Origin of the sequence: Paenibacillus motobuensis (assembly GCF_039521865.1) — a bacterium.
Classification (GTDB): domain Bacteria; phylum Bacillota; class Bacilli; order Paenibacillales; family Paenibacillaceae; genus Fontibacillus; species Fontibacillus motobuensis.
On record NZ_BAAACX010000009.1, the window covers coordinates 51,029 to 76,328 of the forward strand.

The 25,300-nt window shown below is 44.8% G+C and carries 39 protein-coding genes; 36 read left to right on the forward strand and 3 right to left on the reverse strand.

Going from position 1 to position 25,300, the window contains the following annotated elements; all coding sequences use genetic code 11:
- The first annotated feature begins 91 nt into the window (after nucleotides 1-91).
- Nucleotides 92-346: a helix-turn-helix domain-containing protein gene (locus tag ABD014_RS10755; RefSeq protein ID WP_343860798.1), complete on the forward strand. Its 255-nt coding sequence runs from the start codon at nucleotides 92-94 to the stop codon at nucleotides 344-346.
- Nucleotides 347-512: 166 nt separating this feature from the next.
- Here ABD014_RS10755 and ABD014_RS10760 read toward each other — a convergent pair whose 3' ends face one another.
- Nucleotides 513-752 carry a hypothetical protein gene (locus ABD014_RS10760; RefSeq protein WP_343860800.1) on the reverse strand — a complete coding sequence of 80 codons (240 nt, stop codon included), beginning with the start codon at nucleotides 750-752 and terminating at the stop codon, nucleotides 513-515.
- Between the two features lie 86 nt (nucleotides 753-838).
- Between ABD014_RS10760 and ABD014_RS10765 the strand changes: the two genes are divergently transcribed.
- The 25 genes from ABD014_RS10765 (at nucleotide 839) to ABD014_RS10885 (ending at nucleotide 14,666) form a co-directional block, all read left to right on the forward strand.
- Nucleotides 839-985, forward strand: a complete 147-nt coding sequence (locus ABD014_RS10765; protein WP_343860802.1) for a hypothetical protein — start codon at nucleotides 839-841, stop codon at nucleotides 983-985.
- A gap of 13 nt (nucleotides 986-998) precedes the next feature.
- Nucleotides 999-1,334 (forward strand): DNA-binding protein, encoded by a 336-nt coding sequence (locus tag ABD014_RS10770; protein WP_343860804.1) that lies wholly within the window; start codon nucleotides 999-1,001, stop codon nucleotides 1,332-1,334.
- A 330-nt stretch (nucleotides 1,335-1,664) separates the two neighbouring features.
- Nucleotides 1,665-1,919: a helix-turn-helix domain-containing protein gene (locus ABD014_RS10775; protein WP_343860806.1), complete on the forward strand. Its 255-nt coding sequence runs from the start codon at nucleotides 1,665-1,667 to the stop codon at nucleotides 1,917-1,919.
- Between the two features lie 5 nt (nucleotides 1,920-1,924).
- A complete protein-coding gene (locus ABD014_RS10780; RefSeq protein WP_343860808.1) occupies nucleotides 1,925-2,203 on the forward strand; it encodes a hypothetical protein in 279 nt (92 codons plus the stop codon).
- Nucleotides 2,203-2,487: a hypothetical protein gene (locus tag ABD014_RS10785; RefSeq protein ID WP_343860810.1), complete on the forward strand. Its 285-nt coding sequence runs from the start codon at nucleotides 2,203-2,205 to the stop codon at nucleotides 2,485-2,487. Before ABD014_RS10780 ends, ABD014_RS10785 begins: the two co-directional genes overlap by 1 nt.
- Before the next feature lie 21 nt (nucleotides 2,488-2,508).
- On the forward strand, nucleotides 2,509-2,766 hold the full coding sequence (locus ABD014_RS10790; protein ID WP_343862072.1) for an AbrB/MazE/SpoVT family DNA-binding domain-containing protein: 258 nt from the start codon (nucleotides 2,509-2,511) through the stop codon (nucleotides 2,764-2,766).
- 108 nt (nucleotides 2,767-2,874) lie between these two features.
- Nucleotides 2,875-3,165, forward strand: coding sequence for a hypothetical protein (locus tag ABD014_RS10795; protein WP_343860812.1), 291 nt, complete (start codon nucleotides 2,875-2,877; stop codon nucleotides 3,163-3,165).
- A 168-nt stretch (nucleotides 3,166-3,333) separates the two neighbouring features.
- Entirely contained in the window at nucleotides 3,334-3,603 is a 270-nt protein-coding gene (locus tag ABD014_RS10800; RefSeq protein WP_343860814.1) for a hypothetical protein, read from the forward strand.
- Nucleotides 3,600-3,932: a hypothetical protein gene (locus ABD014_RS10805; RefSeq protein ID WP_343860816.1), complete on the forward strand. Its 333-nt coding sequence runs from the start codon at nucleotides 3,600-3,602 to the stop codon at nucleotides 3,930-3,932. The genes ABD014_RS10800 and ABD014_RS10805 overlap by 4 nt, the downstream gene beginning before the upstream one ends.
- Nucleotides 3,929-5,923: an AAA family ATPase gene (locus ABD014_RS10810; RefSeq protein ID WP_343860818.1), complete on the forward strand. Its 1,995-nt coding sequence runs from the start codon at nucleotides 3,929-3,931 to the stop codon at nucleotides 5,921-5,923. The genes ABD014_RS10805 and ABD014_RS10810 overlap by 4 nt, the downstream gene beginning before the upstream one ends.
- On the forward strand, nucleotides 5,924-6,967 hold the full coding sequence (locus ABD014_RS10815) for a recombinational DNA repair protein (RecE pathway) (RefSeq protein ID WP_343860820.1): 1,044 nt from the start codon (nucleotides 5,924-5,926) through the stop codon (nucleotides 6,965-6,967).
- The gene (locus ABD014_RS10820) at nucleotides 6,964-7,671 is read left to right on the forward strand and encodes an MBL fold metallo-hydrolase (protein WP_343860822.1); all 708 of its coding nucleotides are present in this window, start codon (nucleotides 6,964-6,966) and stop codon (nucleotides 7,669-7,671) included. Before ABD014_RS10815 ends, ABD014_RS10820 begins: the two co-directional genes overlap by 4 nt.
- A gap of 184 nt (nucleotides 7,672-7,855) precedes the next feature.
- A complete protein-coding gene (locus ABD014_RS10825) occupies nucleotides 7,856-8,083 on the forward strand; it encodes a hypothetical protein (RefSeq protein ID WP_343860825.1) in 228 nt (75 codons plus the stop codon).
- Nucleotides 8,080-8,361: a hypothetical protein gene (locus ABD014_RS10830; protein WP_343860827.1), complete on the forward strand. Its 282-nt coding sequence runs from the start codon at nucleotides 8,080-8,082 to the stop codon at nucleotides 8,359-8,361. Before ABD014_RS10825 ends, ABD014_RS10830 begins: the two co-directional genes overlap by 4 nt.
- A gap of 21 nt (nucleotides 8,362-8,382) precedes the next feature.
- Nucleotides 8,383-9,258, forward strand: a complete 876-nt coding sequence (locus ABD014_RS10835) for an HTH domain-containing protein (RefSeq protein ID WP_343860829.1) — start codon at nucleotides 8,383-8,385, stop codon at nucleotides 9,256-9,258.
- Nucleotides 9,251-9,586 carry a replicative helicase loader/inhibitor gene (locus tag ABD014_RS10840; protein ID WP_343860831.1) on the forward strand — a complete coding sequence of 112 codons (336 nt, stop codon included), beginning with the start codon at nucleotides 9,251-9,253 and terminating at the stop codon, nucleotides 9,584-9,586. The genes ABD014_RS10835 and ABD014_RS10840 overlap by 8 nt, the downstream gene beginning before the upstream one ends.
- On the forward strand, nucleotides 9,564-10,985 hold the full coding sequence (dnaB, locus tag ABD014_RS10845) for a replicative DNA helicase (RefSeq protein WP_343860835.1): 1,422 nt from the start codon (nucleotides 9,564-9,566) through the stop codon (nucleotides 10,983-10,985). Before ABD014_RS10840 ends, dnaB begins: the two co-directional genes overlap by 23 nt.
- Nucleotides 10,986-10,997: 12 nt before the next feature.
- Complete coding sequence (locus ABD014_RS10850; RefSeq protein ID WP_343860837.1) at nucleotides 10,998-11,165, forward strand: DUF6906 family protein; 168 nt, start codon at nucleotides 10,998-11,000, stop codon at nucleotides 11,163-11,165.
- Nucleotides 11,165-11,353: a hypothetical protein gene (locus ABD014_RS10855; RefSeq protein WP_343860839.1), complete on the forward strand. Its 189-nt coding sequence runs from the start codon at nucleotides 11,165-11,167 to the stop codon at nucleotides 11,351-11,353. The genes ABD014_RS10850 and ABD014_RS10855 overlap by 1 nt, the downstream gene beginning before the upstream one ends.
- A 119-nt stretch (nucleotides 11,354-11,472) precedes the next feature.
- On the forward strand, nucleotides 11,473-11,889 hold the full coding sequence (locus ABD014_RS10860; protein WP_343860841.1) for a RusA family crossover junction endodeoxyribonuclease: 417 nt from the start codon (nucleotides 11,473-11,475) through the stop codon (nucleotides 11,887-11,889).
- A 27-nt stretch (nucleotides 11,890-11,916) separates the two neighbouring features.
- Nucleotides 11,917-12,708, forward strand: coding sequence for a hypothetical protein (locus ABD014_RS10865; protein WP_343860843.1), 792 nt, complete (start codon nucleotides 11,917-11,919; stop codon nucleotides 12,706-12,708).
- 74 nt (nucleotides 12,709-12,782) lie between these two features.
- A complete protein-coding gene (locus tag ABD014_RS10870) occupies nucleotides 12,783-13,019 on the forward strand; it encodes a hypothetical protein (protein WP_343860845.1) in 237 nt (78 codons plus the stop codon).
- On the forward strand, nucleotides 13,019-13,801 hold the full coding sequence (locus ABD014_RS10875; protein ID WP_343860847.1) for an HNH endonuclease signature motif containing protein: 783 nt from the start codon (nucleotides 13,019-13,021) through the stop codon (nucleotides 13,799-13,801). The genes ABD014_RS10870 and ABD014_RS10875 overlap by 1 nt, the downstream gene beginning before the upstream one ends.
- Nucleotides 13,802-13,824: 23 nt before the next feature.
- Nucleotides 13,825-14,190, forward strand: coding sequence for a LexA family protein (locus ABD014_RS10880; protein ID WP_343860849.1), 366 nt, complete (start codon nucleotides 13,825-13,827; stop codon nucleotides 14,188-14,190).
- Nucleotides 14,187-14,666 (forward strand): ASCH domain-containing protein, encoded by a 480-nt coding sequence (locus ABD014_RS10885; protein ID WP_343860851.1) that lies wholly within the window; start codon nucleotides 14,187-14,189, stop codon nucleotides 14,664-14,666. Before ABD014_RS10880 ends, ABD014_RS10885 begins: the two co-directional genes overlap by 4 nt.
- On the opposite strand, the gene ABD014_RS10890 is transcribed toward ABD014_RS10885, so the two are convergent.
- Nucleotides 14,653-15,345, reverse strand: coding sequence for a Cthe_2314 family HEPN domain-containing protein (locus ABD014_RS10890; protein WP_343860853.1), 693 nt, complete (start codon nucleotides 15,343-15,345; stop codon nucleotides 14,653-14,655). The genes ABD014_RS10885 and ABD014_RS10890 overlap by 14 nt on opposite strands.
- A gap of 114 nt (nucleotides 15,346-15,459) precedes the next feature.
- Between ABD014_RS10890 and ABD014_RS10895 the strand changes: the two genes are divergently transcribed.
- Nucleotides 15,460-15,954, forward strand: a complete 495-nt coding sequence (locus ABD014_RS10895) for a hypothetical protein (protein WP_343860855.1) — start codon at nucleotides 15,460-15,462, stop codon at nucleotides 15,952-15,954.
- A gap of 171 nt (nucleotides 15,955-16,125) precedes the next feature.
- Nucleotides 16,126-16,839 (forward strand): restriction endonuclease, encoded by a 714-nt coding sequence (locus ABD014_RS10900; RefSeq protein WP_343860857.1) that lies wholly within the window; start codon nucleotides 16,126-16,128, stop codon nucleotides 16,837-16,839.
- 92 nt (nucleotides 16,840-16,931) lie between these two features.
- On the opposite strand, the gene ABD014_RS10905 is transcribed toward ABD014_RS10900, so the two are convergent.
- The gene (locus tag ABD014_RS10905) at nucleotides 16,932-17,180 is read right to left on the reverse strand and encodes a hypothetical protein (protein ID WP_343860859.1); all 249 of its coding nucleotides are present in this window, start codon (nucleotides 17,178-17,180) and stop codon (nucleotides 16,932-16,934) included.
- A 309-nt stretch (nucleotides 17,181-17,489) separates the two neighbouring features.
- Between ABD014_RS10905 and ABD014_RS10910 the strand changes: the two genes are divergently transcribed.
- From ABD014_RS10910 to ABD014_RS10945, 8 genes are all read left to right on the forward strand, one after another.
- Nucleotides 17,490-17,699, forward strand: a complete 210-nt coding sequence (locus ABD014_RS10910) for a hypothetical protein (RefSeq protein WP_343860861.1) — start codon at nucleotides 17,490-17,492, stop codon at nucleotides 17,697-17,699.
- Between the two features lie 750 nt (nucleotides 17,700-18,449).
- Nucleotides 18,450-18,797 carry a hypothetical protein gene (locus ABD014_RS10915; protein ID WP_343860863.1) on the forward strand — a complete coding sequence of 116 codons (348 nt, stop codon included), beginning with the start codon at nucleotides 18,450-18,452 and terminating at the stop codon, nucleotides 18,795-18,797.
- Between the two features lie 280 nt (nucleotides 18,798-19,077).
- Nucleotides 19,078-19,629, forward strand: coding sequence for a hypothetical protein (locus tag ABD014_RS10920; RefSeq protein ID WP_343860865.1), 552 nt, complete (start codon nucleotides 19,078-19,080; stop codon nucleotides 19,627-19,629).
- Nucleotides 19,630-19,672: 43 nt separating this feature from the next.
- Nucleotides 19,673-20,971, forward strand: a complete 1,299-nt coding sequence (locus ABD014_RS10925) for a site-specific DNA-methyltransferase (RefSeq protein WP_343860867.1) — start codon at nucleotides 19,673-19,675, stop codon at nucleotides 20,969-20,971.
- A 136-nt stretch (nucleotides 20,972-21,107) separates the two neighbouring features.
- On the forward strand, nucleotides 21,108-21,326 hold the full coding sequence (locus ABD014_RS10930; RefSeq protein ID WP_343860869.1) for an acylphosphatase: 219 nt from the start codon (nucleotides 21,108-21,110) through the stop codon (nucleotides 21,324-21,326).
- Between the two features lie 291 nt (nucleotides 21,327-21,617).
- Entirely contained in the window at nucleotides 21,618-22,514 is an 897-nt protein-coding gene (terS, locus tag ABD014_RS10935; RefSeq protein WP_343860871.1) for a phage terminase small subunit, read from the forward strand.
- Nucleotides 22,501-23,808: a PBSX family phage terminase large subunit gene (locus ABD014_RS10940; protein WP_343860873.1), complete on the forward strand. Its 1,308-nt coding sequence runs from the start codon at nucleotides 22,501-22,503 to the stop codon at nucleotides 23,806-23,808. The genes terS and ABD014_RS10940 overlap by 14 nt, the downstream gene beginning before the upstream one ends.
- Nucleotides 23,801-25,297, forward strand: a complete 1,497-nt coding sequence (locus ABD014_RS10945) for a phage portal protein (protein WP_343860875.1) — start codon at nucleotides 23,801-23,803, stop codon at nucleotides 25,295-25,297. The genes ABD014_RS10940 and ABD014_RS10945 overlap by 8 nt, the downstream gene beginning before the upstream one ends.
- Nucleotides 25,298-25,300 lie beyond the last annotated feature (3 nt).

Consider the following 25,300-nt stretch of genomic DNA (forward strand, 5'->3'; position numbering starts at 1 on the left):
CAAAAAGTTAAATTAATAGTTGACTTACACTATACGTGGAATTATAATGAAAACAACCAATCAACTTTACGTGGAATTGAGGTGATACAGAATGGAACTGTTTGAAAGAATTAGAGTTGTTCGTCAATCAAAGGGAATCACACAAACTTTTGTAGCAACTGAAACGGGGTTGACGATCTCTAATTATAATATGAAAGAGAATGGAAAAAGAACAATTTCTGCAAATGAACTGGAGTTGATAGCGAAGGCTTTAGGAGTACCGATTGCAATTTTTTTTGAAGAAAAAATCCACGAAAAGTTGAATGCTGAAAGTGCTTTGTCATCCGAACGAAAGGAGGTGGGGTAGTTGAGCAAGTGCCCACGCTGTAGTAACAGCGAGATAAGTGAGATGGACAACTATTGCAGAATATGCGGTTTGAATCTTAAGGGAGAAGCCGCCGCGGGAACGGCGGCAATTCTTGAAGAACAACTGCAGTTGCTTGAAACTCGTAAACGTCGTGTTGAAATGAGGATCACTGATCCGGAAGCACGCCAGCGGATTTTAGCTGCTTTAGAAGCTCGTTGTTGTTCTGTTCGATCATTACTGCAACAGATTTAATGATTGCTTCAAAGGCAAGTTCATTCCATTCAGCACTAAAATTGTTTGATTGTCCTATTTCAGAAGTCGAATCAAGGCGATTTAAATGATCTGTATAAAACTCACTCATACCAATCTGGCTCAGAATTTCATGATTTAATCCAATCTTTTTCAAACTCTATCTCTCCTTTCTGCAATGTGATCTAGACAATCCCATTTTAGCAGATATTAGGAGGTGCAACACGGAAGGAGGTCATCTAATTGGAACACAACTTGCAGGACATTAAAGAGATTCACGAGACACGAGATCCTAAGGAAGCAAATCAGCTACTGCAAGATGGCTGGGTGATCAATTACATTAACCACGAGCCAAGCCGTAGCCGTTATGTTCTTGTGAAATTTAAATAAGGGAGGCTATCTAATGTCTACCAATATTTTTAAAATGGATTTCGATGTCGAGTTACTGCAGAAGATGATCAATACGGTAGTTGCTGATGCAGTTGATAAAGCAATCGAACGTCACGCTTTTAAAAATTCCCTGCCACCAGTGCTTACTAAAGCTCAATTGATGGACCTATTTGATATTAAGGGCACGAAGGCGACAGAATTACTCAATCGAAAAGATTTCCCTGTGATCCGTGATTTTGGTCGCCCTAGAGTACCAACAAACTCATTGATGATTTGGATTGATGAACATACAGACTGGGTACGAGAAAATGCAGGTGAAAAATCACGATTAAAGAAAGGTGTTGCATAGCGATGCGATTCCGTTGGCTGAAGCAAACATCACGATCAGCTTGCATCTATGCTGTTGTTATCCGGAGCCATGTAAAAGGAATGGAGATAGAGGCAGCTTTGAAGGTTTCACTCCCGAAATATGCGGTCAATCCGGAATCAATCTCTCAATTGGAGCACAGGCGGTTGATGAGGGATGCAAGGGCTGAGCTTAAAAGGATAGAAGAAACCCGCCGGATCGGTACCAGCGGCCGGCGGATGAGGGGATAAGGGGTGGAGTAAAACTCTTAACTACATATTACTGCTAGTAACTCCATCTTCCTATTCCAATCTGGAATAAACGGGAGGTGAAATGAAATTGAAATTTGGTGCAATCATGCAAGCTTGTCGGGAACGAGCAGGATTAAGTCAAGAGGAAATGGCTGAACGCCTACACAGATCGCAGAGTTGCATTAGCAAATTCGAGAAAGATCGTAAAGTTCCTGACATGCAAACATTTCTATCGTGGGTAGACGCGACTGGCGCAAAGGAAGTTGCTGTAGCGTTCCTTTGCGGGATGGACGGGCTTAATATCATGCAAAATCTAATGACTTTAATAGGAGGGTGATGGATTTGAACAGAGAGGTTTTAGCAGCGGAAGCGCTGGCAGCTGGACAAGCAGCTGAACATAACTTGCAGATGATTACGCGGGAACCGGAGCGGATGGTATCTTCCAAGAAATTAGTGGACGGTATCACTTATCTGAACACTATGATCAAATTCGCGGAAGCAGAAGTGCAAATGAAAAACGACCGCCGGCCAGGGCAGTCGCGTTTGAGAACTCATCTAAAGAATCTCGTTGTGTTTATTTTACGTGACGATAGCCAGAAGGGCAAGGGGGAAATTGCCTGATGGACCGTCGTTGGAAAGCCTTACTCTATATTTTTCAAAATACACCGCGGTTAGAGCCGCTCCTAACAACACAATACATGAACCCGAAGAAAGGGATTCTTCATATTCAAAGGCTTCGGGTAGCAACGAAAGGCTGGTCACAGTCGGAGAAGTTCATGATGGCTCTGGCACTGCACCTATATAGCGAATCTAACAAAGTGAATCTATCGGATATGGATTACCTGGACTTTCATCACAAGGGAGTAGCCTTCGAGGCGCTACGCATTCGGTTTAATAACTATTAAAAGGAGTAATTAACTATGAATATGAAATCAACTGGAATTGTTAGAAATGTGGACGAGCTTGGACGGGTTGTAATTCCAAAGGAGTTACGCCGCACGTTGGGGATCGGTGAGAAGGATCCACTTGAGATCTTCACTTATGGAGAACAGATCATTCTTCGCAAGTATGTACCAGGTTGCGTTCTCACCGGCGATACAGAGGATCTAATTGATTTCAAGGGTAAGTTGGTCAGCAAGGCAGCGATTCGAGAGATGGCAGCTGCAGCAGGGATTCAAAAATAGACAGGCTTCGGCCCTGTCTCCCGGCGTCGGACGGTTTTTATAACCTTTTCTCCGTTCGGCGTCGAGAGATGCGGCTGACGCATCAATATCTAGAAAGGAGGATATTCAATGGGAGTTAATGTGATTCAGTGTCTAACAGTGGTTAGCAATCCGACCCGGATCTTCGAGGTTGGGACCGAGCTTGGTGGCCGAGAAGTGATCGAAATCAAGCAGGTAGGGTATGAGCACGATAATGGGGTCTTTTCTGAGTTCCATGTGCTAGACGAGAATAATGAACTTATTGCTAGTATTGAAAATTGTCCAGTGATTCTGGACTGGAAAGTGATTGTCGAAGACGGACCGGCGGAGGTGGCAAATGGGCGAGATTACGGAAATGATCTTGGACGGGCTGCTGTGTGAGACTTGCGGCAGCTATATAGACGGCGATGAGACTGGCTATCCTCGTAAATGCGAGGACTGTGAAAACGAAAAATGACCCGCTGCAACGGGTCATGTCTGGTACTTAATTAATTTTCTTGCCCCTATCGTAGCAGATGGGGGCGCATCATACAAGAGGGAGGGGCTGGAATGAACAAGGCTTACTCGACCTACTCAGTTGATCTGAGCGATCAGAATGTTGAAACCACTATCGAGCCAGAAACGCCATTTCTTCCGCCGATGGTCACATTAAAGGGAAGTTTCGGTTCAATTCAAATCTATGCCGCAAACGAGCAGCTGGCGGAGATCGAATATGCTCTTCGGACCTATCTGGATGGTATTCGATATCCAGAAACTCCGGAACAGCAAGTTATCTTAAATCATGAAATCAATCAATCTATAGAGGAGGACATTGCATGACAAAGCAAGAGATTGTTAATCGGTTGTTGGAGTTGCCTGGGCAGATCGCATCTGTGGAATACACAGTTCTTGAAGCAGATAGACAGGTGGTACTAGCTAAGGAGTTTCTGCAGCAAAAAGAGGATGACTTGCTACTCGGTAATGTGATCGATGGGAAAAACGCTGAGATTCGCGCTGCCCAAATGCGTCAGCATACTGAATATGAGCGACAAAATCTCGATAATGCAGAGCTGCACTTGAAAAATAATGTCACCAGACTCGTTAGATTGCGCGACGAGTTCAAGGCGCTGCAGGCTGTCGCTAGTCTGCTCCAAGGGGGTGCAGCATGAAAAAAATCATCTTAGAGCGTTTGACGCTCCGTAATTTTAAAGGGTTTCGTGAATTTATCCTTTCTACCAACGGCGGGAACGTAGATGCGTTCGGTGACAATGGTACAGGTAAAACGACCATATTTGACGCATTTACGTGGCTCCTGTTCGGCAAGGACAGTGCCAATCGTTCAGAGCAATTGTTTGAAATCAAAGAACTGGATTCTTTTGGAAATGTTTTACGGCATAAATTGGAGCACGAAGTGGAGGCGGACCTTCTGGTCAATGGACGGCGCCGGACGTTCCGCCGAATTTATTCCGAGAAATGGACAAAGAAACGTGGTTCTGCTACCGATTCGTTCGAAGGTCACACGACGGATTATTACATTGACGGTGTTCCTGCTAAAAAATCGGAGTACGATTCTGAGGTTGATTCTCTCATTAAAGAGGATTTATTCCGACTCTTAACTAGTCCGGGATTTTTCAATGAACAGCTTAAAAAGGAGGAGCGCCGAAAGGTGCTACTTGAGATCTGTGGCGATATTACTGATGCTGAGGTCATTCATTCTAATCCGAAACTCAGCCGGCTGCCGGCTATTCTCGGTGATAGGGACGTAGAGAATCATCGTAGAACCGTCGCCGCTAAATGCAAGGACATTAATAAAGAGATCGGCGAATTGCCGATCCGGATAAGTGAAGCACAGCGGAGTCAGCCAGACATTTCAGGGCTGGACGAAGAGCTTCTCCTGGAGGATATCGATGATCTTCGTTCCCGGATCAAGACCAAAAATGAAGAGTTGATCCGGATCCAGAACGGTAGTGAGTCTTCTGTTAAAGAGATGCGGATACGTGAGATAGAAAGTGAATTGCTTACTATTCAAAGCCGACTGCAGTCGAACGTTTTGGACAAGGTTGCGATTAAACGCGATGAGGTTAACCGGCTGCAATCCGAATTTGATTCTATTCGTCGGAAGATTGATGACAATCAGCATCGTATCAGACAGAACGAACGTACTATCGAATCGCGTAATCAAGAAGCTGAGCGTTTAAAGGCCAAATGGAACGAAGTCAATGCTCAAGAATTTGAACATCATCATGACGAAAATTGCCCTGCATGCGGCCAGGCCCTACCTACTGAACAGATTCAGGAAGCTCATGTCAAAGCGATGTCTTCCTTTAATCTCGGGAAAGCCCATCGGTTGGAGCAAATTAGTGCCGAAGGCAAGGCGGCCAAGGACGAGGTACGTCATTTTGAACATGATAACGCCCGTTTGATGGATGAGATTGAGCGGATCAGCAGCCAATCTACAAATTTACAGGAACGTCTAGTAAATGCTGAAGCAGAGCTATCAGCACTTAGGTCTGGATTACAGGATCCAAAGTCAGATCCCGAATACCAACGATTACTGGAGGAGAAGGATGCTGTTCGTAGCGAGCTTGCTCAACTCAATGATTCGCTAAAATATGAGGTTTCACGTGTCCAGCAAGAAATTAGGGAACTACAGGCACACCTCGATACCTTAGAAGTAGAAAAGGCGAAATTTGCCCAGGTTCGAAAGACTGAAGAACGGATAGCGGAACTTGAACAACAGGAGCGGGAGCTTGCAGCAGAGTATGAACGACTGCAAGAAGAGCTTTTTCTTACGGAAGAGTTCACTCGGTCTAAAGTGGCTTTGTTGGATTCGAAGATCAATTCCAAATTCAAGTATGCCCGATTCCGACTCTTTGAGGATCAGCTTAATGGCGGAGTAAAAGAGGTCTGTGACACGCTCTACAATGGTGTTCCTTATGATGGTGGGCTGAACAATGCCGCTCGGATTAATGTAGGGTTGGATATTATCAACACCTTAAGCGAGCATTACGGCTTTTCAGCCCCGATCTTCATTGACAATGCCGAGGCGGTGACGCAGTTGATCGATACGGACGCCCAAGTGATTCGGCTAATCGTGTCTGAGTCCGACAAGAAGCTTCGGGTGGAGACGAAAAATAGCAGCATGCAGGAGGCGATTTAATTGACAGCACAAAAACAGGCTGCCGTAGCAAAGCAGGAACCTACTCAGTCAGAGCGGTTCATGGCGAAAGTTATTTCCGAGTTTGGTTCCAATGTGGGCGAAGTTGCGCTGACAGATTTTCAGAAGCGCCTTGCGCAAAACTATTTCATTGCCCTGGACTCGGTGCTTAAGACAACCGAGGAAAAGCGGCTCAAGAAGTCGGAGAAATACCGCGATTCTTTGCCAGTTACTTGGGCAAATGTGAATATGGACAAGTTGGCGCGGGATGTGGTGGCCTACGCCAGAATTGGATTTGACCCTTCTCAGCCAAATCACATCAATCTAGTCCCCTTCAAAAATAACAACACAAGTAAGTACGACATCGGATTTATAGAAGGGTACCGGGGGTTGGAATTGAAGGCTGTTAAATACGGCTTGGAGGTTCCAGATCATGTGACCGTAGAACTTGTCTATTCCTCTGATTATTTCGTTCCTATCAAGAAAGATGCTAATCATCCTCATGAAGGGTATGAGTTCGAGATCAGGAATCCTTTTGACCGTGGGAAAATTGTGGGCGGATTTTATTTCCACTCATTTTTAAAGTATCCGGAGAAGAACAAGCTGGTCATGATGACGATTAAGGAGATCGAAAAAAGGAAGCCCGACCATGCGAGTACGGAGTTCTGGGGCGGCCAGAAGGACAAGTGGGAGAATGGGAAAAAAGTCGGAACGGAGACGGTTGAAGGTTGGTACGAGAAGATGTGTTGGAAAACCGTCTACCGTGCGGCCCATAGTGATATTACGATCGATAGTCAAAAAATCGATGATGATTATCGACGCTTGAAACAGATGGAGAGTGATTTTGCCGAAGCAGAGATTGAACATGAGATTAGTGCTAACGCGAATAGGGATATTATTGATATCACGCCTTCAGGAGGAAATGAAGGTGACTCCGATAAGGATGAATCCTCTACTCGTACGACTACTGAACAACGCGAAATGGATTTTGAAATAGATTCAGACGATATCCCTCCAATAGACGGAGGGGGGCCGGAAGACTGGTGATAGATATTCAATGTCTTGGTTCCAGCAGCGCGGGAAATGCCTATCGGATTACCGATGGGCAAACGTCCCTACTGTTGGAGGCAGGATTTCCTTTTAAGTCGTTACAGCAGGCTCTTAATTTCAAAATGTCAGGCATTTCCGGATGTCTCATCAGTCATGAGCATGGTGATCATAGCAAGGCGGCTAAAGATGTAATGAAAGCAGGCATTCCTATATATACAAGTCAGGGGACGGCAGACGCCCTGGGTCTCTCAGGACACCGTTTGAAGCCTATTAAGGCACACAGTCAATTTGAGATCGGCACATGGACAATTAAGCCGTTCGAGATCGAACATGATGCTGCGGAACCGCTAGGGTTCGTTCTGGCTAACACAGCAGGAGATAAGCTTGTATTTCTGACTGACACCTACTATTGCAGATACCGATTCGCAGGACTGACACACATCATGGTTGAGTGCAATTATTCAATTGATATTGTTAATCAGCGGGTGACCTCAGGGGAACTGCATCCAGGACAAAAGAAACGGCTGCTACGCTCTCATTTCGGACTAGAGCATGTAAAAGGCTTCTTGAGAGCTAATGACATCAGCAAGGTGCAAGAGATTTGGCTGTTGCATCTATCAGACGGTAATAGCGATGCTGATAGATTTAAGCGAGAGATTATGGAGACAACCGGTAAACTGGTCCGGGTGGCTGACCGATGATTCAGGATGACAAGCCACTCTTGCGCAGCATGATGGGCAAGCAAATTTGGAAACTAATGCGGACTGATGAGGAGAAGTTTAAACGGGAGACTAGGGCATACTTCGCCCTAAGGTATCCTGGATGGACGGTTGTAAAGGTTAAGTATCCGATTGTATTTCTTAGAGACGATAGGGGGGCATGAGCATGGATGAGAGTGTTGTTCAACTAGATTTGTTTGATCTGGAACAACCTGCAGAGAAATCTTTCAAACAACCAGTGCGAAGCTCTCCTTTAAATGGCATGTACTACGAACGCAGTTCAAGGAAATTTGTTTCATTTGTTCAGGGACGTCGGCACTTTGAGGTTATTCCTAGCCGGTGTTTGGGTGACAAGGCGTGGAAAGAAAAGATTATGAAGGAGCGTGTGATATGAGTACGATGACACAGGAAGAAAAATTAGCACAAACAACAGAAATCGTTAAATTTCTTACCGAGAAAAATGATGAAGCAAAGGAGGCGGGTTTTGAACAACATGCCCATTTTGTTATGAGCGTTGCATATACACTTGGTTCTTTGATCGGATATGATCTCAAGCCTACTGGCTATGGGCCGATACTAGGGGCGGTTATTGAATCACTCACAGAAGGATTGCAGTCAGCTGCCACTCATAAGGGTGTAAAAGGGACTTTCGTTAAGATCGTTCGAGATTGATGTAAGTAGGGGGATGAGCATATGCCCGAAGGCAGTTACCCTTTTCCGATGTACTCCGGACTGCTGGAACATAGACATTACAAAAAGATAGGATCAGCAATTTGGCTGTTCCTTTGGTGCATCAGCTCCACGACGAAGGAAGTCGAAAAGGACGGTATTGTCTGGGGCATCGTCCTTGGGAATAAGCCTATCAAAGTTAGTGATTTGGAAGAAGAATTTGGAGTTTCAAATCGGACGATTCGATCATGGATAAAAACGCTCGAAGATCATCAATACATACGAGTCACCAGAGCGCCATATGGACTTATCTTTACGGTTCGAAACTCCAAGAAATTTAAAATCAGATCGGAAGAAAACTACCACTCTGGTCAGGATGATAGGCAATATTCTGCCGATCTGAACGATAGAGATAGGCAGGAAAGTTCCGATCTCGCGGCAGAAAACTGCCGATCTAATAAAGATATTACAGAGATAAATAATGCTGTTGCTGTTGTTGACCCAGAAACCATTTTAAAACTTGCTCATGAGGTTGAGATTTACTTTTGTCAGAAGAGAGGTTCAGGTTTTAATGTTTCGACAGGGGATTTCGAGAAAATCAAACAACTCGTTGCTACCGGCATTCCACTGGAGGTCGTGAAGCGGAGTATTGATAAATCCTTCGCTGAATATAAACCTAAGCACTCTTGGGACAAAATCAATAGCATGGCCTTCTGCATCCCTCGCTGCCTTGACGAGTGGGCAAAAATGCAGGTGGACGACTCCATAACCGATGGCGCGTGGCCGAACCGCCCGGTCGCCCTTGGACCATCTCCACAACAGGGCTATCGTAGTAAGAAACAAGAACAAATCGACAACTTGAGACGGATTATGCAAGAGGAGGATAACAAGCATGCGTAAGGGCGAGATTGCCAAACTCTTGATGATACTGGTTGAAAATTACCCGAACTTTGATGCTAGTGAGACGAGCGTCGATCGACACCTGAAATACCTTCATGATTTCCCTTTTGATATTGCTGTTCGGAATGTTGAAGAGCACATCCGGACGAGTAAGTATCCGCCGAACATCGCGGAGATTCGCGGGAGCCTAGGGGAGCAAATTGAGCGCGACCGGATGAAGGCTGCAACGGATGAATATTTCGCTAATCGCAAGCGAGCACGGGAGCAAGCTTGTCCGCCGCCACCAGGCTGGAAGGAGGCCATTCATGCAAAACTTGGCCGCTGCTGAATTTGCTTTGCCCATGCCGCATTCGTTGGCATCTGAGTGCGCTGTTCTCGGTTCGATTCTGATCGAGCCTGCAGTATATGAACAGGCGGAGGCACTGTCGCCGGAGGCTTTTTTTCACGAACCACATCGGGTAATATTTCGGCGCATGCGGGACTTGTCTGACGAAGGGCAACCGATTGATCTGGTGACATTAACCTCCTGCCTGCAAGACCACGGCGAGCTGGAGAGTATAGGCAATGTGACTTACCTTTCTAAACTGGCTCACTCAGTGCCTGAAACCAAAAACATTGAATCATACGTTGCTGAGGTGCAGTCCAAGTTCGTGGTCCGGGATTATATCCAGTCTAACTGGGCAGGTATTCAGGCTGCCGTTGCCGGGGAAAATCTTCAAAGTCTTGTGACATCGGCTCAACATGTAGCGACGACCCTGGCTGATCGTACGGCACCGAAGAAAGATTTCAAGCGGATTAACGATGTCTTGATCGAAGTTATCGAGTCGACTGAGAAGAAGTCCGAAGTCTTCAAAACTGGGAAGGTCACTGGGATTGAGACTGGTTATACTGACCTCGATGCAATCCTTGGTGGTCTGCAGAAGAACGATCTGATTATCGTCGCTGCTCGTCCTTCCGTGGGGAAGACAGCATTCGCACTGAACATCGCCCAGAACGTCGCCGCACGAATTTCAGAGTCGGTTGCAATTTTTAGTTTGGAAATGTCCGCTGAGCAGTTAGTTACCAGGATGGTCAGCGCCGAAGGCCACATCGATGCAAGCAATCTTAGGATGGGCGATATGGGCGCTGAAGATTGGACAAAGATGGCCGATGCAGCTGGAGTGTTAGGCGGAACAAATATTTTGATTGACGACACGCCAGGTATCACGGTCCATGAAATAAGGGCAAAATGCCGGCGTCTTAAGAAAGAGGAAGGTCTCGGACTAATTGTCATCGACTACCTGCAGCTGATTGCCGGATTAGGCAAAGGACGCGGGGGTGAGAACCGACAGCAGGAGGTTTCAGAGATCTCCCGTACACTGAAGTTAATTGCCCGTGAACTGGAAGTGCCGGTTATCGCATTATCACAGCTCAGTCGTGGAGTCGAACAGCGTCAGGACAAGCGTCCAATGATGTCCGACCTTAGGGAATCGGGTTCCATCGAACAGGACGCCGATATCGTTGCCTTCTTGTACCGTGATGATTACTACAACCAGGACGTTGAGAAGAAAAACATTATCGAGATTATCATCGCCAAGCAGCGGAACGGCCCAGTAGGAACGGTCGAACTAGTCTTCCTGAAGCAATTTAATAAATTCGTCAATTACGATCGGGTTCATACGGATCCGGGACCGCAGCCACCGCCGCAGCACAAGGTAACGGACATTAATAAACGCCGTTGGGCGTAAGGGAGGAAGGATATGGGGAAGCAAACACGGCCAACAAGGCCAACACGTAAGCAAAAAGAAGAAATGAAAGCCTGGAAGCTTGTACCTGAAAATTGGTTAGTTGTACAGGATACGCCGTCAGAGATGATATTGGTTAGTAAAGGTGGTCTCAAGAAAAGAGTCATCAGGAGAGGTGCGTAATGAGTACTCCTTGGAGCAAGTGGAGCGTGTACGAGTATATGCGGCACACTTATATGCGATCGGGGCGCTGGCCAGACTTGCCAGAGTTGGTAGACAAATTTCCAACGGTACCGCCGGCAGAGATTAAAGAGGGCATGGAAGAATTCGAACTTACCCTCACGATCGGGGGCAATCGAATTGCGAGATAATGCATTAGTCGATCCGTATTATCAGGACATTCCATGGGATATCATTTACGACGATGATGGTCAGCCAATCGGTGAAGTTTTTGTTTTACCAGGTGATGCAAAGAAGGAGGGATTACCTTATGGTAATTCAATTTACCGTATACGGCGAGCCGGTTGCCCAAGGGCGGCCAAAGTTTAGTACGGCAGGTGGGTTCCCAAAAGCTTATGATCCTGCTAAGTCTCGGGACTATAAAGATTACGTCCGTTTGGCTGCAACGGAGTACGCTCCAAAAGTACCGCTGGAGGGACCGGTCGGGATGGTGCTAACGGTTTACAGGTCAACACCAAAGAGCTTCAGTAAAAAGCGGGCGGTAATGGCTGAGGCAGGACAAATTCAGCCGACAACTAAGCCGGACGTCGACAATTATCTAAAAGGTGTCAAGGACGCACTGAAAGGAATCATCTGGAGAGATGACAGTCAGGTCGTTGAGGTGTTCGCTCGGAAGCGATATAGTGCAAGACCACGCATTGAAGTCAAAATTAAGGAATTATCATAAAAAATCATGAGGGGAAAGTGATTGGGTATGGTAAAGAATTTCGCAAAATTCACAGCAACAATGGGCAAAGGCATCAAAGTTGGTGATTCGGACGTTGAAATTAAGCTGACACTTCCGTTAAAAGTAGTTCAAGAGAATTTTATGTTTCTTAGTACTAACCAAGGTGAGAAGATTAATGTTTTCTTAGGTGATCCACAGGTCGCTTGGGATTTTGATGAAGACGAAGAAGATATGTATAAGACTTATACCGGTGGTCGCCATGTTACTGCAGATGCTTCAGGAGTGGTTACTTCTGTTCAGCAGCCAGCTGAGGAAAAGGACGATAATCAAACTGAATTATTCGCCGAAGATGGGTCTGTACATGAAACTGATGCAGAAGCGGATAATGATCAAGTTGGTGAACAATCCGGAGAACAGGATGGAGGTCCTCCTGCAGAAGGCGAGCTGGATGATTATGAACAAGAGGTACTTAACGCAATGGACAAGTATGACGAACCAGGGGAAATGACTTTCGAAGAAGACAAATCTTCTGATGAGCAGGGATCTGATCAGAACGATGTCATCTCAGAGGATGATCAAGCAGCTGGTGAAGAGGTTGAGATCAGCAAGGAACAACTCGAGGAGTTCATTCTCCAGCAGCGCCCAACCTTCCCGGAATTTGATCTTGATTTCGCAGACTTACTTAAGAAACGTCGAGATGGCTCCACATGGTTAGGGTTGTCTAAGGAACTAGGTATTCCGAGCAGTCAACTTAATACCAAGTACCGCAAGTATAAGGATAAGGTCAAGCAGATGATGAAGGACAATGGAGCAGCGTAAACGGTAGGACAGTAAAAATCGAAGGGCCCTTTGCGGCCCTTTAACCGAACATATGATCTTGTGGGGGATGAAGGATGAAAAACACTTTAGGAGACTTGAATAATCACCTGTTCGCTCAGCTTGAGAGGTTAAGCGATGAGGATCTGAATGGAGAAAAACTGGCTGATGAAATCAACAGAGCGAAGGCAGTGACAAACGTTGCCTCACAAATTATTGCCAATGGCTCTCTTGTGTTGGAGGCAAGAAGGCTTGCGGATGATAGAATGAACGCGGACACTAAGATTCCTAAAATGCTTGAAGGTGGCAGCTAATGCATCGCTGGACGAATGAACAGAAACAGTATATTCGTGAGATAGCACAAGGTAGGTATAACTCTGAAATTGTTGATTTGTTTAATTATAGGTTTGAAACTGAAATCTCTGAAAGTCAAATTAAAAACTTCAAGGCTAATAACAAAATAAGAAGTGACGTCCCAAGGAAACGGATAACTGGTGATGAGGGTTTGTTCACTCAAGAACAAAAAGAATTTATCCAAAGAAATGTTGATGGTCGCTTGAACCAAGAACTTGCTGAACTTGTCAATAAAGAGTTTAATCTGCAGATCTCGACCAAGCAAATGAAAGCATGGAAGCACAATCGAGGATTGTCGAGCGGATTGAGAGGTTCTGAAGGGCAGGATCCTCCCAACAAAGGAACAAAGGGACTATACAATGTTGGAGGCAACCGGACTTCATTTAAGAAGGGGCAGCAGGCGCTGAATTACAAACCCGTGGGTAGTGAGCGCATCGATCGGGATGGATATACGCTCATCAAAGTTTCGGATGAAGGCCTTTGGAACAAAAGATGGCGACATAAGCACAAGGTGATCTGGGAAGAAAAGCATGGTCCAATTCCGAAGGGTCATGTAATTCTCTTTGCAGATCAGAACAGACGTAATATTAGCTTAGACAATTTAATCATGATCAAGCAAAGCCAGCTTTCGGTTTTGAATAAAAAGGGCTTGCTCCATAATGATGCTGAGCTCACAAAGACCGGCATAATTATGGCGGACATATATCTAAAAATTGGTGAAAGAAAGAGACGGAAGAAATAGTTCTTCGAAGGAGATCATTGACTATGAACAATCATCATAAACCGTTGACCCGCCGCCAAGCCGAGGTTCTGCAATTCATAAAGTCTTTTGTATCTAAAAATGGTTATCCACCTACGGTCCGAGAGATCGCCGATCATATGCATTATCAATCCGCTTCGACAGCGTTTCAGTTGCTTGAGGTATTGGAGAAGAAAGGTTATATCACCAAGAGTGATAGTCCTCGAACAATCAAAGTAATTGAACAGGAGGGTTTAAAAAAATCTGAGGGTTACGGAAGAAATGACGTTTCCAGAATGAAGGCAGCCCTTCAGAACATTTTAGACATTTCTACGGATGAGTTCTCTAGGTCACAAGCTCGGTATGGATTGAACTTAGGAGGTAAGCCATGAAAGCCATTACCATCATTCAACCCTGGGCAACATTGATCGCGTTAGGGGAGAAAAAGTTTGAAACACGCAGCTGGCGGACTAATTACCGCGGATCACTAGCAATACATGCTGGCAAAAAGATTGACCGGGGAATATGCGAGCAGGAGCCATTCCGAAGCGTACTTGCCAAATACGGCTACACGGCGGACAACCTGCCGATAGGGGCGGTGGTTGCCGTAGCCAATCTAACTGAGTGCTGTCAAATTGAAAGACTTACAGATTCGGACGTGGAAATACCACCCGTTAAATTACATTACTCAAACGGGAGAGTTCAGGGGTGGTTCGGATACCTAAAAGAAAATAAAGAATTAATTTTTGGGGATTACACAGATGGTCGCTACGCCTGGGAGCTATCCGATGTTCAACAGCTGCCGGAGCCGATCGAAGCGAAAGGCATGCAAGGACTCTGGAATTGGGAGTATTCTAGTTTAGCTTAATAATTTCCACAATTTCAAAGACAGTATCCTTAAGTGAAGTCATTGTTAGGTATCTTTTTGAAGCGGGTGTGTAATTTCCAATTGAAGAGACTACCAAACCGTTTGGATACTTAGTTATACCTGAATCTATCTGCCCAGGTGAAATATTATGTGTCGAATCATTTCTAAGTTTTTTAAACTCAATAAATCTGTCTGATTCAATAATAGTATTTAGTCTGTTAGATCTGAGGGGATCTATTTCCTGTAGTTTTTTTATCAAGTTTTTGTTAAAAGATACTTTTCTCATTTTTATTCCGTAATTTATAGAGACTATGTGAGCGATAGTGTCCAAGGCAGAGAAAGCTTTAAAAAGTAAAACTTCGGAGTAGTATTCAAATCCTGCTTTGTTAGACCATTGTTGTTGTTCATTAAAATGAGGAAAATACTTGTTGCTTAAATTATCGTAGTAAGGTTCATCTGGGATATTCTTCTGGTAATAAAACGAGGCCATTATGTAACTGAAATTCAGTTCCTTTAGACGTTGGGCCAATATACGTGCCCAGGTGCTAATTTCAGTGAACTCCTCATCTAAAGCTGTAAACTCTGGACGAATTAAATCTGAATCGCGGAATCTGAAGTAAGTTGACAACGTTCTTAATTGCTCCATTTCTTCTGAAGTTGGAAAAGAAATGTCATACATTTGATTACCTCCAAAAAAATATAAACCCCCATAACCTGGCCGGGCGCGGGGGTCAATCGGTAAATGTTTCCTTCATTCTCATTCAAATATAGCATACAAAGGGGAATGAGGGGAATGGCGATGGCATGGGAACAGGGGGAACTTTTCCCGAAGGCATCTGAGCAGGAGATCCAGCGCACTAAATTCCTGCTCGGCAAATATACAAGTATGATTTCCTTGATGAAGGACTTTGAAGGATATGAACAGGAGCTGAGGCAGGTGGCCATTGATGGAGAAGTGTCACGTCGCATCGATCAGGAAGATCTTCATGCCGATAAGACAGCAAACGCAACGATTATGATTGAGAAACAGCGCTGGGTATATCAGCAATACAGTTTCTATACCAAGCAACTTTTTAGGGCGTGGGGACTTATTCAGGACCCTGATGAACAGCGGGCAGTTGAATATCGTTACATTCAAGGGTACTCATATAAGGAGACGTTGCTTTTCTTCCGGCGCAGCCTATCTGACAGCACGATCCGGAGGAAGATTGACGATGGCACGAAGAGCATGGCCAATTCTCTTAAGTTGATGGGATTTTTCGAACATGATAATGCAAGTTTTAATTAGTTAATAGATCACATATAACAAAGGGGACGTACAAATGTAATGAACGATTATTTCCTAGATTACGACAAGATCAATACTATTATTATCAAAAGATAGCATTTTTTAACTTTACAATTATATCAATATAATGGATAATACAGGTATTACAAGGAAAAAGGAGGAATTTTAAAAATGAAGAAAATAGTTATGCTTTTTGCCGCCATTATCTTAATCTTTTCATCTATTGGAACTGTCTCTGCTGATTATGGGTCTTCACACTTAGGAGAAACAAATGATGTTATTAGTTGTTCAGAATACGATGGAGATATTAGATATGAATATGATGAAAATGGAAATCCAATTAAGAAAATTGTTTCGATTAAAGATACAGAAAAATATGCAGAATCTCAGGGATTCACTCTTCCCTCACCTGATGCAGAAATAGAATTAATTTTCCCAATTAACACGATCATTAATGATAACCAAGCCTATGAAACTACATCTTCTATTTCTCCACTAGCGGGAAATGATTTTTACATCAAGAAAGTTTCTGGCCCAACAAAAGCGTGTGGGTCTAATGTAATTAGAAGATCTATTTATTCAGCTCCTGGTGGTACAATGACCGTTTCGGAGGGCATCAGTGCAAGTTTTAGTGCTTCTGTTAATATAAGTGCAGCAGTAGTATCAGCAGGTGTTAATTTTTCGGTAACAAGTTCATTCAATGTTTCAGACTCACAGACAGTATCTATTCCATCTGGAAAGAGTTCTGCTGAGGTTACAGCTCGACCAATTTTAGATGTGTATAGTTTTGAGATATGGGAGAAGGATTTATTTTTTGATGATTACGTTGGAAACGGATCAGCTTACAAGCCAGTTGGAGTATGCTTCCAAGTAGTTTATTATTAAACGGATTGTCAAGCTAGTACGACGATTACAGTAAAAAATAATGGGGCTGCCAGTAGTTTTTCTGGACAGCCCCTATCTCGTTACTATATTAATTACTTCTGCAATAATCGAAATAAACCTATAGAAAATAATATTCCTCCAAATAAGCGATAGCTAATGATATAGGACTCCAGATGAACTTTTATATCCTCGGAGTCCACTGAACCACCAACATTTTTAATAAATTCAAATACCTTATCGTCTCCCATATTAGCTGAATTTAAAATGAAGTATGCTCCCACCGTAGCTAATAATAATGATATTATTCTTACAATAATGTCCTTTTTAAAATGATGAATCATAGTATTTCCTCCTACTTTCAAGGTTGTTATTGTTTATTGTATCATAAAATATGGTAAAGATGGTCTTTGATTTACTATAATGCCTTGTCACGTTGTTCGATAACTCATCATCACAAGAATATTTTGACTACAATCTGACCATAACTTGAACATAAGTTGAGCACCACGTGACGGATTTTCCGTGATACATTAGGAGCATAGAAAAAGGCGGGATGAAACGCACGGCCGCATGAATGCGGCATTTTACCGGGGCGTAACTCTTCTCGCTTTTTTCGTCCTAGAAGGTGCTTGGTTATCGGAGGGGAAATCATGTCAGAACGAATACTTGAGAAGCATGAGTGTCTTGACTATGAAGGGTGTGGAGCATCATTCTTGGTAGACAAGGAACGAGCGCAGGGCATGAAATTGAATTGTCCATTCTGCAGTAATGAAGCCCAGCCTGTGGCGTGGTCGAGTCCTATAGACATGGATGAACAAGAGGTAATGGGTCAACTTACTGGCTGCTTATATCCGAGTTAATTCGAAATAGTGAGTTAGCCGCATGTTTCACCAGAAAAGGTGAGCATAATGGACGCTTATCACAATAAAGCTTGTTGACTTCATTTTCAGCAGCTCGTTAGAATGGTCTTGTCATACGTATCTAGTTACTAAGTACAGATGCTTTTATAGCAAAGAGCGAAGCGTTTTTGCGGCGGCCGTTACGGACGCAATGATCTAGCGGATCTCTTTGTGCGAATGAACTACATATATAATTCGAAGTCGGTCCTTCCAGGGAGCGGCTTTTTTATTTAGGAGCGTGATTGAATGAAAATCTTCCGATGGTTGGTCAAAGTGACATATGCCCGATCAGAAGCAGCACCTAGGAATAGAGGTGAGCGAAGACATGGCCGGGAAACGTAATAAGCTGCAGCAGCCACGATCGGAGCCGAAGCAACCGAGGAAGTGTAAAGGTTGTATATGGGGTTCATGGACAGGTACGAAGCAGTTTTGTAGTAAGCAGCAGTGTATTTATAAGGCTATTAGGAGTGATCTCTGATGTTGGCAAATTGTAAGACGGGCAAGACCAAGAAACCGACTACTGATAAATGTACAATATGTAATGCGCCTGATCCTGAAATTCCGACAACCCTAGGAGCATCATTTTGCGAAACATGCTGGATATTGATGGCTGCTGGAGATGAGGATGCGTTAGACGAGAGAATGGTTTGGGATTAAGCAGGGAAATCCTTCCTAATGTCGAATTTTGATATAAGGAGGGAGGTGTAGAAAATGGATTGGCGCGAAAAATTAAAAAGTACTGTTGATGAATACGTAGAAGAGAAAAGTAGGATCACAAAAGCGTTACAGGAGGTTCTATCAGAGTTGAAGGTGGAACCGTACGGGATACATTCGAATAGCGAGCTAGTAGGACTAAGTCCACTAGAATGGAAGGTAACTGTGAACTTGGTAAACGTAGGCAGGGTAATACTCTCGATTACGATTGATGATATTAAGGAAGTTAGGATCTCAGAAGATAATGCCGGTTACCCTCTTACCGAAGATGTAATCCCAGAAGATATTCACCAAGTACTAAGAAACGTTATTACAAGAAAAATTGTAGAACATCTCGCAATATAAACTTTATTGTAATTTACAGCACCTTCGGGTGCTTTTTCTTTTGCGAATATTGCGGTTCAGGAGACGATTTCATGCACATATGTTCTGGGTGTCCGATTACAGCAACAACATCTGAAAACGTCAGGAGAGGGCCGTAGCTTAGCTGTACGGCCCTGTTTTTGCATGCGCATATACCAAAACCAACTCAACACAAAGGAGGCTACAGAAATAAATTGTAGGAGGCAGGGAAGCATACTCTTTTGTCGAAGTATAAGTTATCGACGAGAGGGAGGCGAGTGAAGTGAGTGATGAGCAAAAGGCCATTGAAGCAGTGAATAAATTTTTGAATGATGACACCAAAAGAATTCTATTGGTAAAAGGTTATGATAATGACGCCAAATTAAGGGTTGTTTTATCTTGTTTGAATAAGACATTTGACAAAGGAATCATCAGAACGTCATCTATGTCAAGATTTCCTGATTTGGTTAACCGGGCTTTTAATAAGAAGCTTTTACCGACCTCGATTACATCAACGACTACTTATGAGTTAAGGGGGATGACTGTTATTATTAACAGTTATGCCACTACAACAAGACAAAATCACAAAGGGAACGATAATTGTTTTACTGTTTTCTTCCCTGTTCAGACAGTGTTGGATGATTCTAAGCGATATAAAGAATTTCTTGAAGAACTTGCACATACAAAGTCAAGAAAAGTCATACTGATAACCACGAATGAGTGGAGTATTGTGAAATGGGATATAGAGAACCACGTTGACGAAGTGTATTTTTATAGCATAGAAGAGGATAATCCGCAAGCAATGAATAATTTGAGAAATAATGGAGCGATTTAATTTAAAGCACCCTAACGGTGCTTTTTTTATTGGAGGAATCAGCATGAATATTCAAATTATCAGTATCGATCAAATCAACGCAGCTGCCTATAACCCTCGTGTCGATCTGCAGCCTGGCGATCCGGAATACGAGAAGCTGAAGCATTCCATTCTATCCTTCGGCTACGTTGAGCCCATTGTTTGGAACGAGCGAACCGGCAACATGGTTGGAGGTCATCAGCGATATAAGATCATGGTGAATGAACTTGGCCAATCAGAGTTAGTCGTTTCGGTCGTCGACCTGGATGATCAGCAGGAACGACTACTTAATCTGGCTTTGAATAAGGTTTCTGGCCATTGGGATAATGAAGCACTAGCCAGGTTGTTGGACGAGTTGCAGGAGGATGGAGCAGATCTTTCTTTATCCGGTTTCGACCAGGACGAGATCTCAGACCTAATCAGCAGCCTGCCGGATATTCCGGATATTGATCCGCCGGTTGTCGAAGATGATTTCGACGTGCAGCAAGCATTATTGCAGATCGATGAGCCAGAGACGCAACGCGGCGATGTTTGGCAACTTGGTCCTCACTTGCTGATGTGTGGTGATGCTACGGATCCGGAAGACATCGCCCGGTTGATGGAAGGGGAAAAGGCCGAATTGGTTGTGACGGATCCACCATACAATGTGGCTGTCGAGAGTGATTCAGAGCGTCTTGCTGCAGATGGCCGGAGTAGTATATTGAACGACGACATGCCCGCAGAGGAATTTACGGGCTTTTTGAATGCCGTTTTTCAAAGATATTCCGAAATCATGGCGTCGACAGCAGCAATCTATGTATTTCATCCTTCTTCCTATCAGCGAGAGTTCGAGGATGCCATGAACGCTGCCGGTATTGTCGTCCGCAGCCAATGCATTTGGGTTAAGAATTCAGCTTCCTTCGGTTGGTCGCAGTACCGTTGGCAACATGAGCCAGTCTTTTATGCACACATGAAGGGCAAGGCACCTGCTTGGTATGGAGATCGCCAGCAGTCTACGGTGTGGCGTTCTGGTCTACCCGGGGAATCCTCAGAGCCATCATCGGTCTGGGAGGTATCGCGGGGAGATGTGAGCAAATACGTTCATCCGACACAGAAGCCGCTTGAACTGCTGGCTATTCCTATCCGGAACAGTAGCCGGCGTGAAGACGCAGTAGTTGATTTGTTCGGTGGTAGCGGATCCACGCTTATGACATGTGACCAGCTCGGGCGTATCTGCAGAACAATGGAGCTCGATCCGAAGTTCTGTGACGTCATTAAGAAACGGTACCAAGCAGTGACGGGCATTGAGCCCGTGCTTCTTTCCCGTGTTGAAACCGAAGCATAGAAAAAGGAGGACGCTGTAACGTCCTCCCCTTCGACCAGGGTATCCCCCGGCTGAGATAGCGGTCCGCCGCGCGCGGCATTTAGCTGACATCCGCTATCTCGTATTCCATCATAACGGAAAGCCGAGGGGAACAACAATGGGAACACCTGAAGAAAAGGACATCTTGCTGCAGCATGAGCTCGCGGTGATGGAAGGTATCTTGGAGTCGAAGGAGCAATATCGGAAGATTGTAAAGGCCGGTATTGCTCGCTGGGTAAAAGACTTTCAGGACGGCCGCATTGAGATTCAAACTGTTGATGATTTGAGAAAGTTAATAGAGCTGGATATTGAGCTTCAAAAGGATGGATTGTGCTAATCCAACTTACCAGCTTTCTTGGCTTCTAGCGCCGCTTCCTGAGTAGGATAAGATGTTTTTGAAATCTTCCCGCTGGGCGGATATAGCGTAGGCGATTGACAAACTCTCCAATCGCCTGGGCTTATTTGTTCGACGTAAATATTGAAGTCCATAGATGGTTCACCCCCTTTGATTCACCTATAAGATAATATCTAATATTAGGCGTGTAAACTATTATATGACTTTTATATTTCTTCTTCCGAAGTCCGTAAATTTAATATTTAGAGAAAACTCGGGGGTGGTGGTAATGTAATGGCCAGAGAACGCAGTCCAGATCGGGACAAGGCTAAGCAAATGTGGATAGAGAGCGGCGGGACGATGAAGCTAAAGGACATTGCCGCCGCTCTATCTGTTGGTGATAGTAAAATTCGAAAGTGGAAGTCATTGGACAATTGGGATGCTGAATTGAAAGGGAGCGCTCCACTTGAATCGAAAGGGAACGCTCCACGTCGTGGCGCTCCCAAGGGGAACAAGAACGCTGTTGGCAATCGTGGCGGTGCTCCTCCTGGTAACCAAAATGCGAAGGGGAATAAGGGTGGCCCCGGTGGGCCGAAAGGCAACAAAAAGGCAGTCACAACCGGTGAATATGAAACAATCTGGATGGATGCCCTTGAAGAGGATGAGCAGGAGCTGATTGACCAGGTTGATACCGATCCGATCCAGCAGGCAGATGAAGCTATTAAATTACTGACGATTCGGGAGCGCCGTATGCTGCAGCGGATCGGCAAGCTCATGAATGGGTTGACTGAGAAGCAGCGGCGCGTCCTTAGTGAACTGAAGGGCATAAAAGATGTAATGACGGTCCATGATGAGAAGTCAGGAATTACTAAGACGATACCAGTTACTCGTACTGAAATGGTCGAGTCTGAGATTGAGGAAACAGAGTTTCGTCCGATCGATGACATAATCAAGTTGGAAGAAGCGTTGACCCGAGTACAAGACAAGAAGATTAAGGCCATTCTATTAAAGGATAGGTTGTTAGATCAAGAGAAGGCCCTTCGTATTGAAAAACTAGAATTAGAGATTAAGGGAATGCGCGGTGACGATGATCGAGATCCGCATGAGCAGGTTCAAAGCTATGAACAGGCGTTAAATGCTCAAGCTGCGGATGTGTTTGCTGATGAGGTGAACGAAGATGAAGAGGCGTAAGATTACTTCATTCAAATTCAAGCCCTTCAGTCTGAAACAAAAGAAGCTGCTGATGTGGTGGACAGATAACAGTCGCTACAAAGACTATGACATGATCATAGCTGAGGGAGCAATCCGATCAGGCAAGACCATCGCTTGTATTGATTCATTCATCACATGGTCATTGTCTAAGCACCGCAACCAGAACTTTATTATTGCTGGGAGATCAATGGGAGCTCTTAAACGTAACGTTCTCGAACCAATGTTTCAGATCCTTACAGCTAAGGGAATTGAGTACCACTACCACCGATCCGAAAATCCCCATGTCATTATTGGGTCGAACACCTATTACCTGTTCGGGGCCAGTAATGAAGCCAGCCAGGACACATTGCAAGGCTTGACGGCAGCGGGCGCCTACCTGGATGAAGTAGCCTTGTTTCCAAAGTCATTTGTTGATCAGGCTATTGGTCGTTGTTCTGCTGAGACAGATGGCCACGGAGCGAAGCTGTTTTTTAACTGTAATCCTGGTGGACCGTATCACTGGTTCAAGGTGGAGTTTATAGACAAGGCAAAGGAAAAACGCATTCTGGTCCTGCATTTTACAATGGAGGACAATTTGTCGTTGTCGGAAAAGGTTAAGGAACGCTTCCGGCTGATGTTCTCAGGTGTGTTCTATAAGCGTTATATCCTCGGATTGTGGGTTATGGCCGAGGGCGTCATTTACGACATGTTCGACAAGGAGAAGCACGTCGTTCCGACTGAAGATCGATACTATACCCGCTATTATGTGTCCTGTGACTACGGAACGAAGAACCCGACGACATTCGGTCTGTGGGGACGCGGTGAAGATGGTGTTTGGTACAAGGTTAAAGAATACCACTATGACGGCCGGAAGACGGCGATCCAGAAGACCGACGAGCAATATTGCAATGATCTTGAGGAATTTGTGGGTGATCTTAGGATCGATTCAGTTATCATTGACCCTTCTGCAGCGAGCTTCATCACGACGATCCGAAAGCGGGGCAAGTTCTCTGTTACGGAAGCTGATAATGCTGTCGTTGATGGTATTCGAAATGTTGCTTCGGCGCTTGGTCAGGGCCTGATTAAATACAATGACTGCTGCGTGGAGACGTTCCGAGAGTTTTCAAGTTATGTGTGGGATGAGAAAGCAGCTGCCCGCGGCGAGGACAAGCCGGTGAAGCAAAATGACCACCAAATGGACGCCGATCGCTACTTTGTAAATACGATTCTGTTTGGATCGGATATTGATCCTATTGGTGCAGCTTTGTTGAGAGGAGGTAGAATATATGGCTAAAATATGGGGAAAGATCAGCGGCGAGATGTCCAGGTTGCGGGGCGGGATTGTAAACTTGATGAATGGCCTAGGCTGGAGCCTAACCGGTGGTACTATTGGCGGGACATATACGCTTAATACAACTCGGGTTAACTATGAGTTTGCCCGGAAGCTATATGACAACACAGCCGAAGACTATAAGCTTGGAGCTGGCTTTGCGAAAAAGATCATCAATTCAACAGTCGGATTCATGGGTTTGCCGGACGTTAAGAGTTCAGATGCTGATGCCCAAGAGCGCCTGCAGGAGTTCTTCAAGCAGAACCGCAGCCGAATGCAACGGACACATCTTAATGCGATCAGGGAAGCGGATTGCTTTGTTTGGTTGACTCGAGAGAACAACAACAACCCTCTCTATCCGGAAGAGCGCAAGCGGATCGTATATAACATCATTCCACCGGAACAAGTCAAGGGGATTAATCGGGATCCGATCACGGGCGAGCCGGTCGAATATATCCTCGAATCAACTAGCACCTGGACTGATGATTCCGGAGCTAAGAGGCGGGCTACTATCAAGCAGCGGATCAACAAGGATCGCCGATTGATCGAAATCGAAGGGGACAAGCCACCTGATTTGGAAGCAGGAGAGATTCCCAATCCATGGGGCTTCATTCCAATTGTCCATTTTAAAAATGAAGCGGATGAAACCATGGCTTTCGGCAAGTCCGACTTGGAAGCAGTCGAGCCATTTTTTAAGGTGTATCATGATGTATTCCTTCATGCGATTCAAGGTTCTAAGATGCACAGTACGCCGCGCCTTAAGCTAAAGCTTAAAGACGTAGCGGCTTTTCTTCGCAACAATTTCGGTGTTGATGATCCGGCCAAGTTTGCAAAGGATGGCGGAACAATTAACCTGAATGGGCATGAAATGCTGATTTTTCAACCGGATGAGGATGCAGATTTTATTGAGGCCAAATCTGCTACAGGCGACGCTACCGCACTACTGGAATTCGTCTTTTATTGCATCATTAGCGCTTCGGAAACGCCTGAATTTGTCTTCGGGGTTCATACGCCTTCCTCGTTGGCATCGACCCAGGAGCAAATGCCAGTCTTTATTCAGAAGATTGAACGTAAGCGAATGGCCTTTACTGACAGTTGGCAACTCATGTGCCGGATGGTTCTGGCCATGATCTCGCAGTCAGAGAACATCTCCTTTTCCACCTATGAGACGGAGCTGATCTGGGAAACGATCGATCCTCGGGATAGTAAGGACGTGGCCACAGAGATCAAGACGATCGTCGAAGCGTTGGACAAGGCGCTTGCTGGTCGCTTTATAAGTCTTGAAGCTGCCGTTGATTTCTTAAAAGCCTGGATCGACACTATGCAAGATTTCGAAACGGATGATGAAGATGTCCCAGGTGAGAAATCGCGGATTGTTCAAACTGCCTTGTTCCTCGCTCGTTTAGAGGATGGTGAAGGGCTGAACGAAGAAAAGCAGGAACTGGAGGTGTAAGTC

Coding starts and splice junctions, on each gene's coding strand:
- ABD014_RS10755 (WP_343860798.1), top strand. CDS start 92: ATGGAACTGTTTGAAAGAATTAGAGTTGTTCGTCAATCAAAGGGAATC.
- ABD014_RS10770 (WP_343860804.1), top strand. CDS start 999: ATGTCTACCAATATTTTTAAAATGGATTTCGATGTCGAGTTACTGCAG.
- ABD014_RS10775 (WP_343860806.1), top strand. CDS start 1,665: ATGAAATTGAAATTTGGTGCAATCATGCAAGCTTGTCGGGAACGAGCA.
- ABD014_RS10785 (WP_343860810.1), top strand. CDS start 2,203: ATGGACCGTCGTTGGAAAGCCTTACTCTATATTTTTCAAAATACACCG.
- ABD014_RS10790 (WP_343862072.1), top strand. CDS start 2,509: ATGAAATCAACTGGAATTGTTAGAAATGTGGACGAGCTTGGACGGGTT.
- ABD014_RS10795 (WP_343860812.1), top strand. CDS start 2,875: ATGGGAGTTAATGTGATTCAGTGTCTAACAGTGGTTAGCAATCCGACC.
- ABD014_RS10800 (WP_343860814.1), top strand. CDS start 3,334: ATGAACAAGGCTTACTCGACCTACTCAGTTGATCTGAGCGATCAGAAT.
- ABD014_RS10805 (WP_343860816.1), top strand. CDS start 3,600: ATGACAAAGCAAGAGATTGTTAATCGGTTGTTGGAGTTGCCTGGGCAG.
- ABD014_RS10810 (WP_343860818.1), top strand. CDS start 3,929: ATGAAAAAAATCATCTTAGAGCGTTTGACGCTCCGTAATTTTAAAGGG.
- ABD014_RS10825 (WP_343860825.1), top strand. CDS start 7,856: ATGGATGAGAGTGTTGTTCAACTAGATTTGTTTGATCTGGAACAACCT.
- ABD014_RS10830 (WP_343860827.1), top strand. CDS start 8,080: ATGAGTACGATGACACAGGAAGAAAAATTAGCACAAACAACAGAAATC.
- ABD014_RS10835 (WP_343860829.1), top strand. CDS start 8,383: ATGCCCGAAGGCAGTTACCCTTTTCCGATGTACTCCGGACTGCTGGAA.
- ABD014_RS10840 (WP_343860831.1), top strand. CDS start 9,251: ATGCGTAAGGGCGAGATTGCCAAACTCTTGATGATACTGGTTGAAAAT.
- dnaB (WP_343860835.1), top strand. CDS start 9,564: ATGCAAAACTTGGCCGCTGCTGAATTTGCTTTGCCCATGCCGCATTCG.
- ABD014_RS10850 (WP_343860837.1), top strand. CDS start 10,998: ATGGGGAAGCAAACACGGCCAACAAGGCCAACACGTAAGCAAAAAGAA.
- ABD014_RS10855 (WP_343860839.1), top strand. CDS start 11,165: ATGAGTACTCCTTGGAGCAAGTGGAGCGTGTACGAGTATATGCGGCAC.
- ABD014_RS10860 (WP_343860841.1), top strand. CDS start 11,473: ATGGTAATTCAATTTACCGTATACGGCGAGCCGGTTGCCCAAGGGCGG.
- ABD014_RS10865 (WP_343860843.1), top strand. CDS start 11,917: ATGGTAAAGAATTTCGCAAAATTCACAGCAACAATGGGCAAAGGCATC.
- ABD014_RS10870 (WP_343860845.1), top strand. CDS start 12,783: ATGAAAAACACTTTAGGAGACTTGAATAATCACCTGTTCGCTCAGCTT.
- ABD014_RS10875 (WP_343860847.1), top strand. CDS start 13,019: ATGCATCGCTGGACGAATGAACAGAAACAGTATATTCGTGAGATAGCA.
- ABD014_RS10880 (WP_343860849.1), top strand. CDS start 13,825: ATGAACAATCATCATAAACCGTTGACCCGCCGCCAAGCCGAGGTTCTG.
- ABD014_RS10885 (WP_343860851.1), top strand. CDS start 14,187: ATGAAAGCCATTACCATCATTCAACCCTGGGCAACATTGATCGCGTTA.
- ABD014_RS10890 (WP_343860853.1), bottom strand. CDS start 15,345: ATGTATGACATTTCTTTTCCAACTTCAGAAGAAATGGAGCAATTAAGA.
- ABD014_RS10895 (WP_343860855.1), top strand. CDS start 15,460: ATGGCGATGGCATGGGAACAGGGGGAACTTTTCCCGAAGGCATCTGAG.
- ABD014_RS10900 (WP_343860857.1), top strand. CDS start 16,126: ATGAAGAAAATAGTTATGCTTTTTGCCGCCATTATCTTAATCTTTTCA.
- ABD014_RS10905 (WP_343860859.1), bottom strand. CDS start 17,180: ATGATTCATCATTTTAAAAAGGACATTATTGTAAGAATAATATCATTA.
- ABD014_RS10910 (WP_343860861.1), top strand. CDS start 17,490: ATGTCAGAACGAATACTTGAGAAGCATGAGTGTCTTGACTATGAAGGG.
- ABD014_RS10915 (WP_343860863.1), top strand. CDS start 18,450: ATGGATTGGCGCGAAAAATTAAAAAGTACTGTTGATGAATACGTAGAA.
- ABD014_RS10925 (WP_343860867.1), top strand. CDS start 19,673: ATGAATATTCAAATTATCAGTATCGATCAAATCAACGCAGCTGCCTAT.
- ABD014_RS10930 (WP_343860869.1), top strand. CDS start 21,108: ATGGGAACACCTGAAGAAAAGGACATCTTGCTGCAGCATGAGCTCGCG.
- terS (WP_343860871.1), top strand. CDS start 21,618: ATGGCCAGAGAACGCAGTCCAGATCGGGACAAGGCTAAGCAAATGTGG.
- ABD014_RS10940 (WP_343860873.1), top strand. CDS start 22,501: ATGAAGAGGCGTAAGATTACTTCATTCAAATTCAAGCCCTTCAGTCTG.
- ABD014_RS10945 (WP_343860875.1), top strand. CDS start 23,801: ATGGCTAAAATATGGGGAAAGATCAGCGGCGAGATGTCCAGGTTGCGG.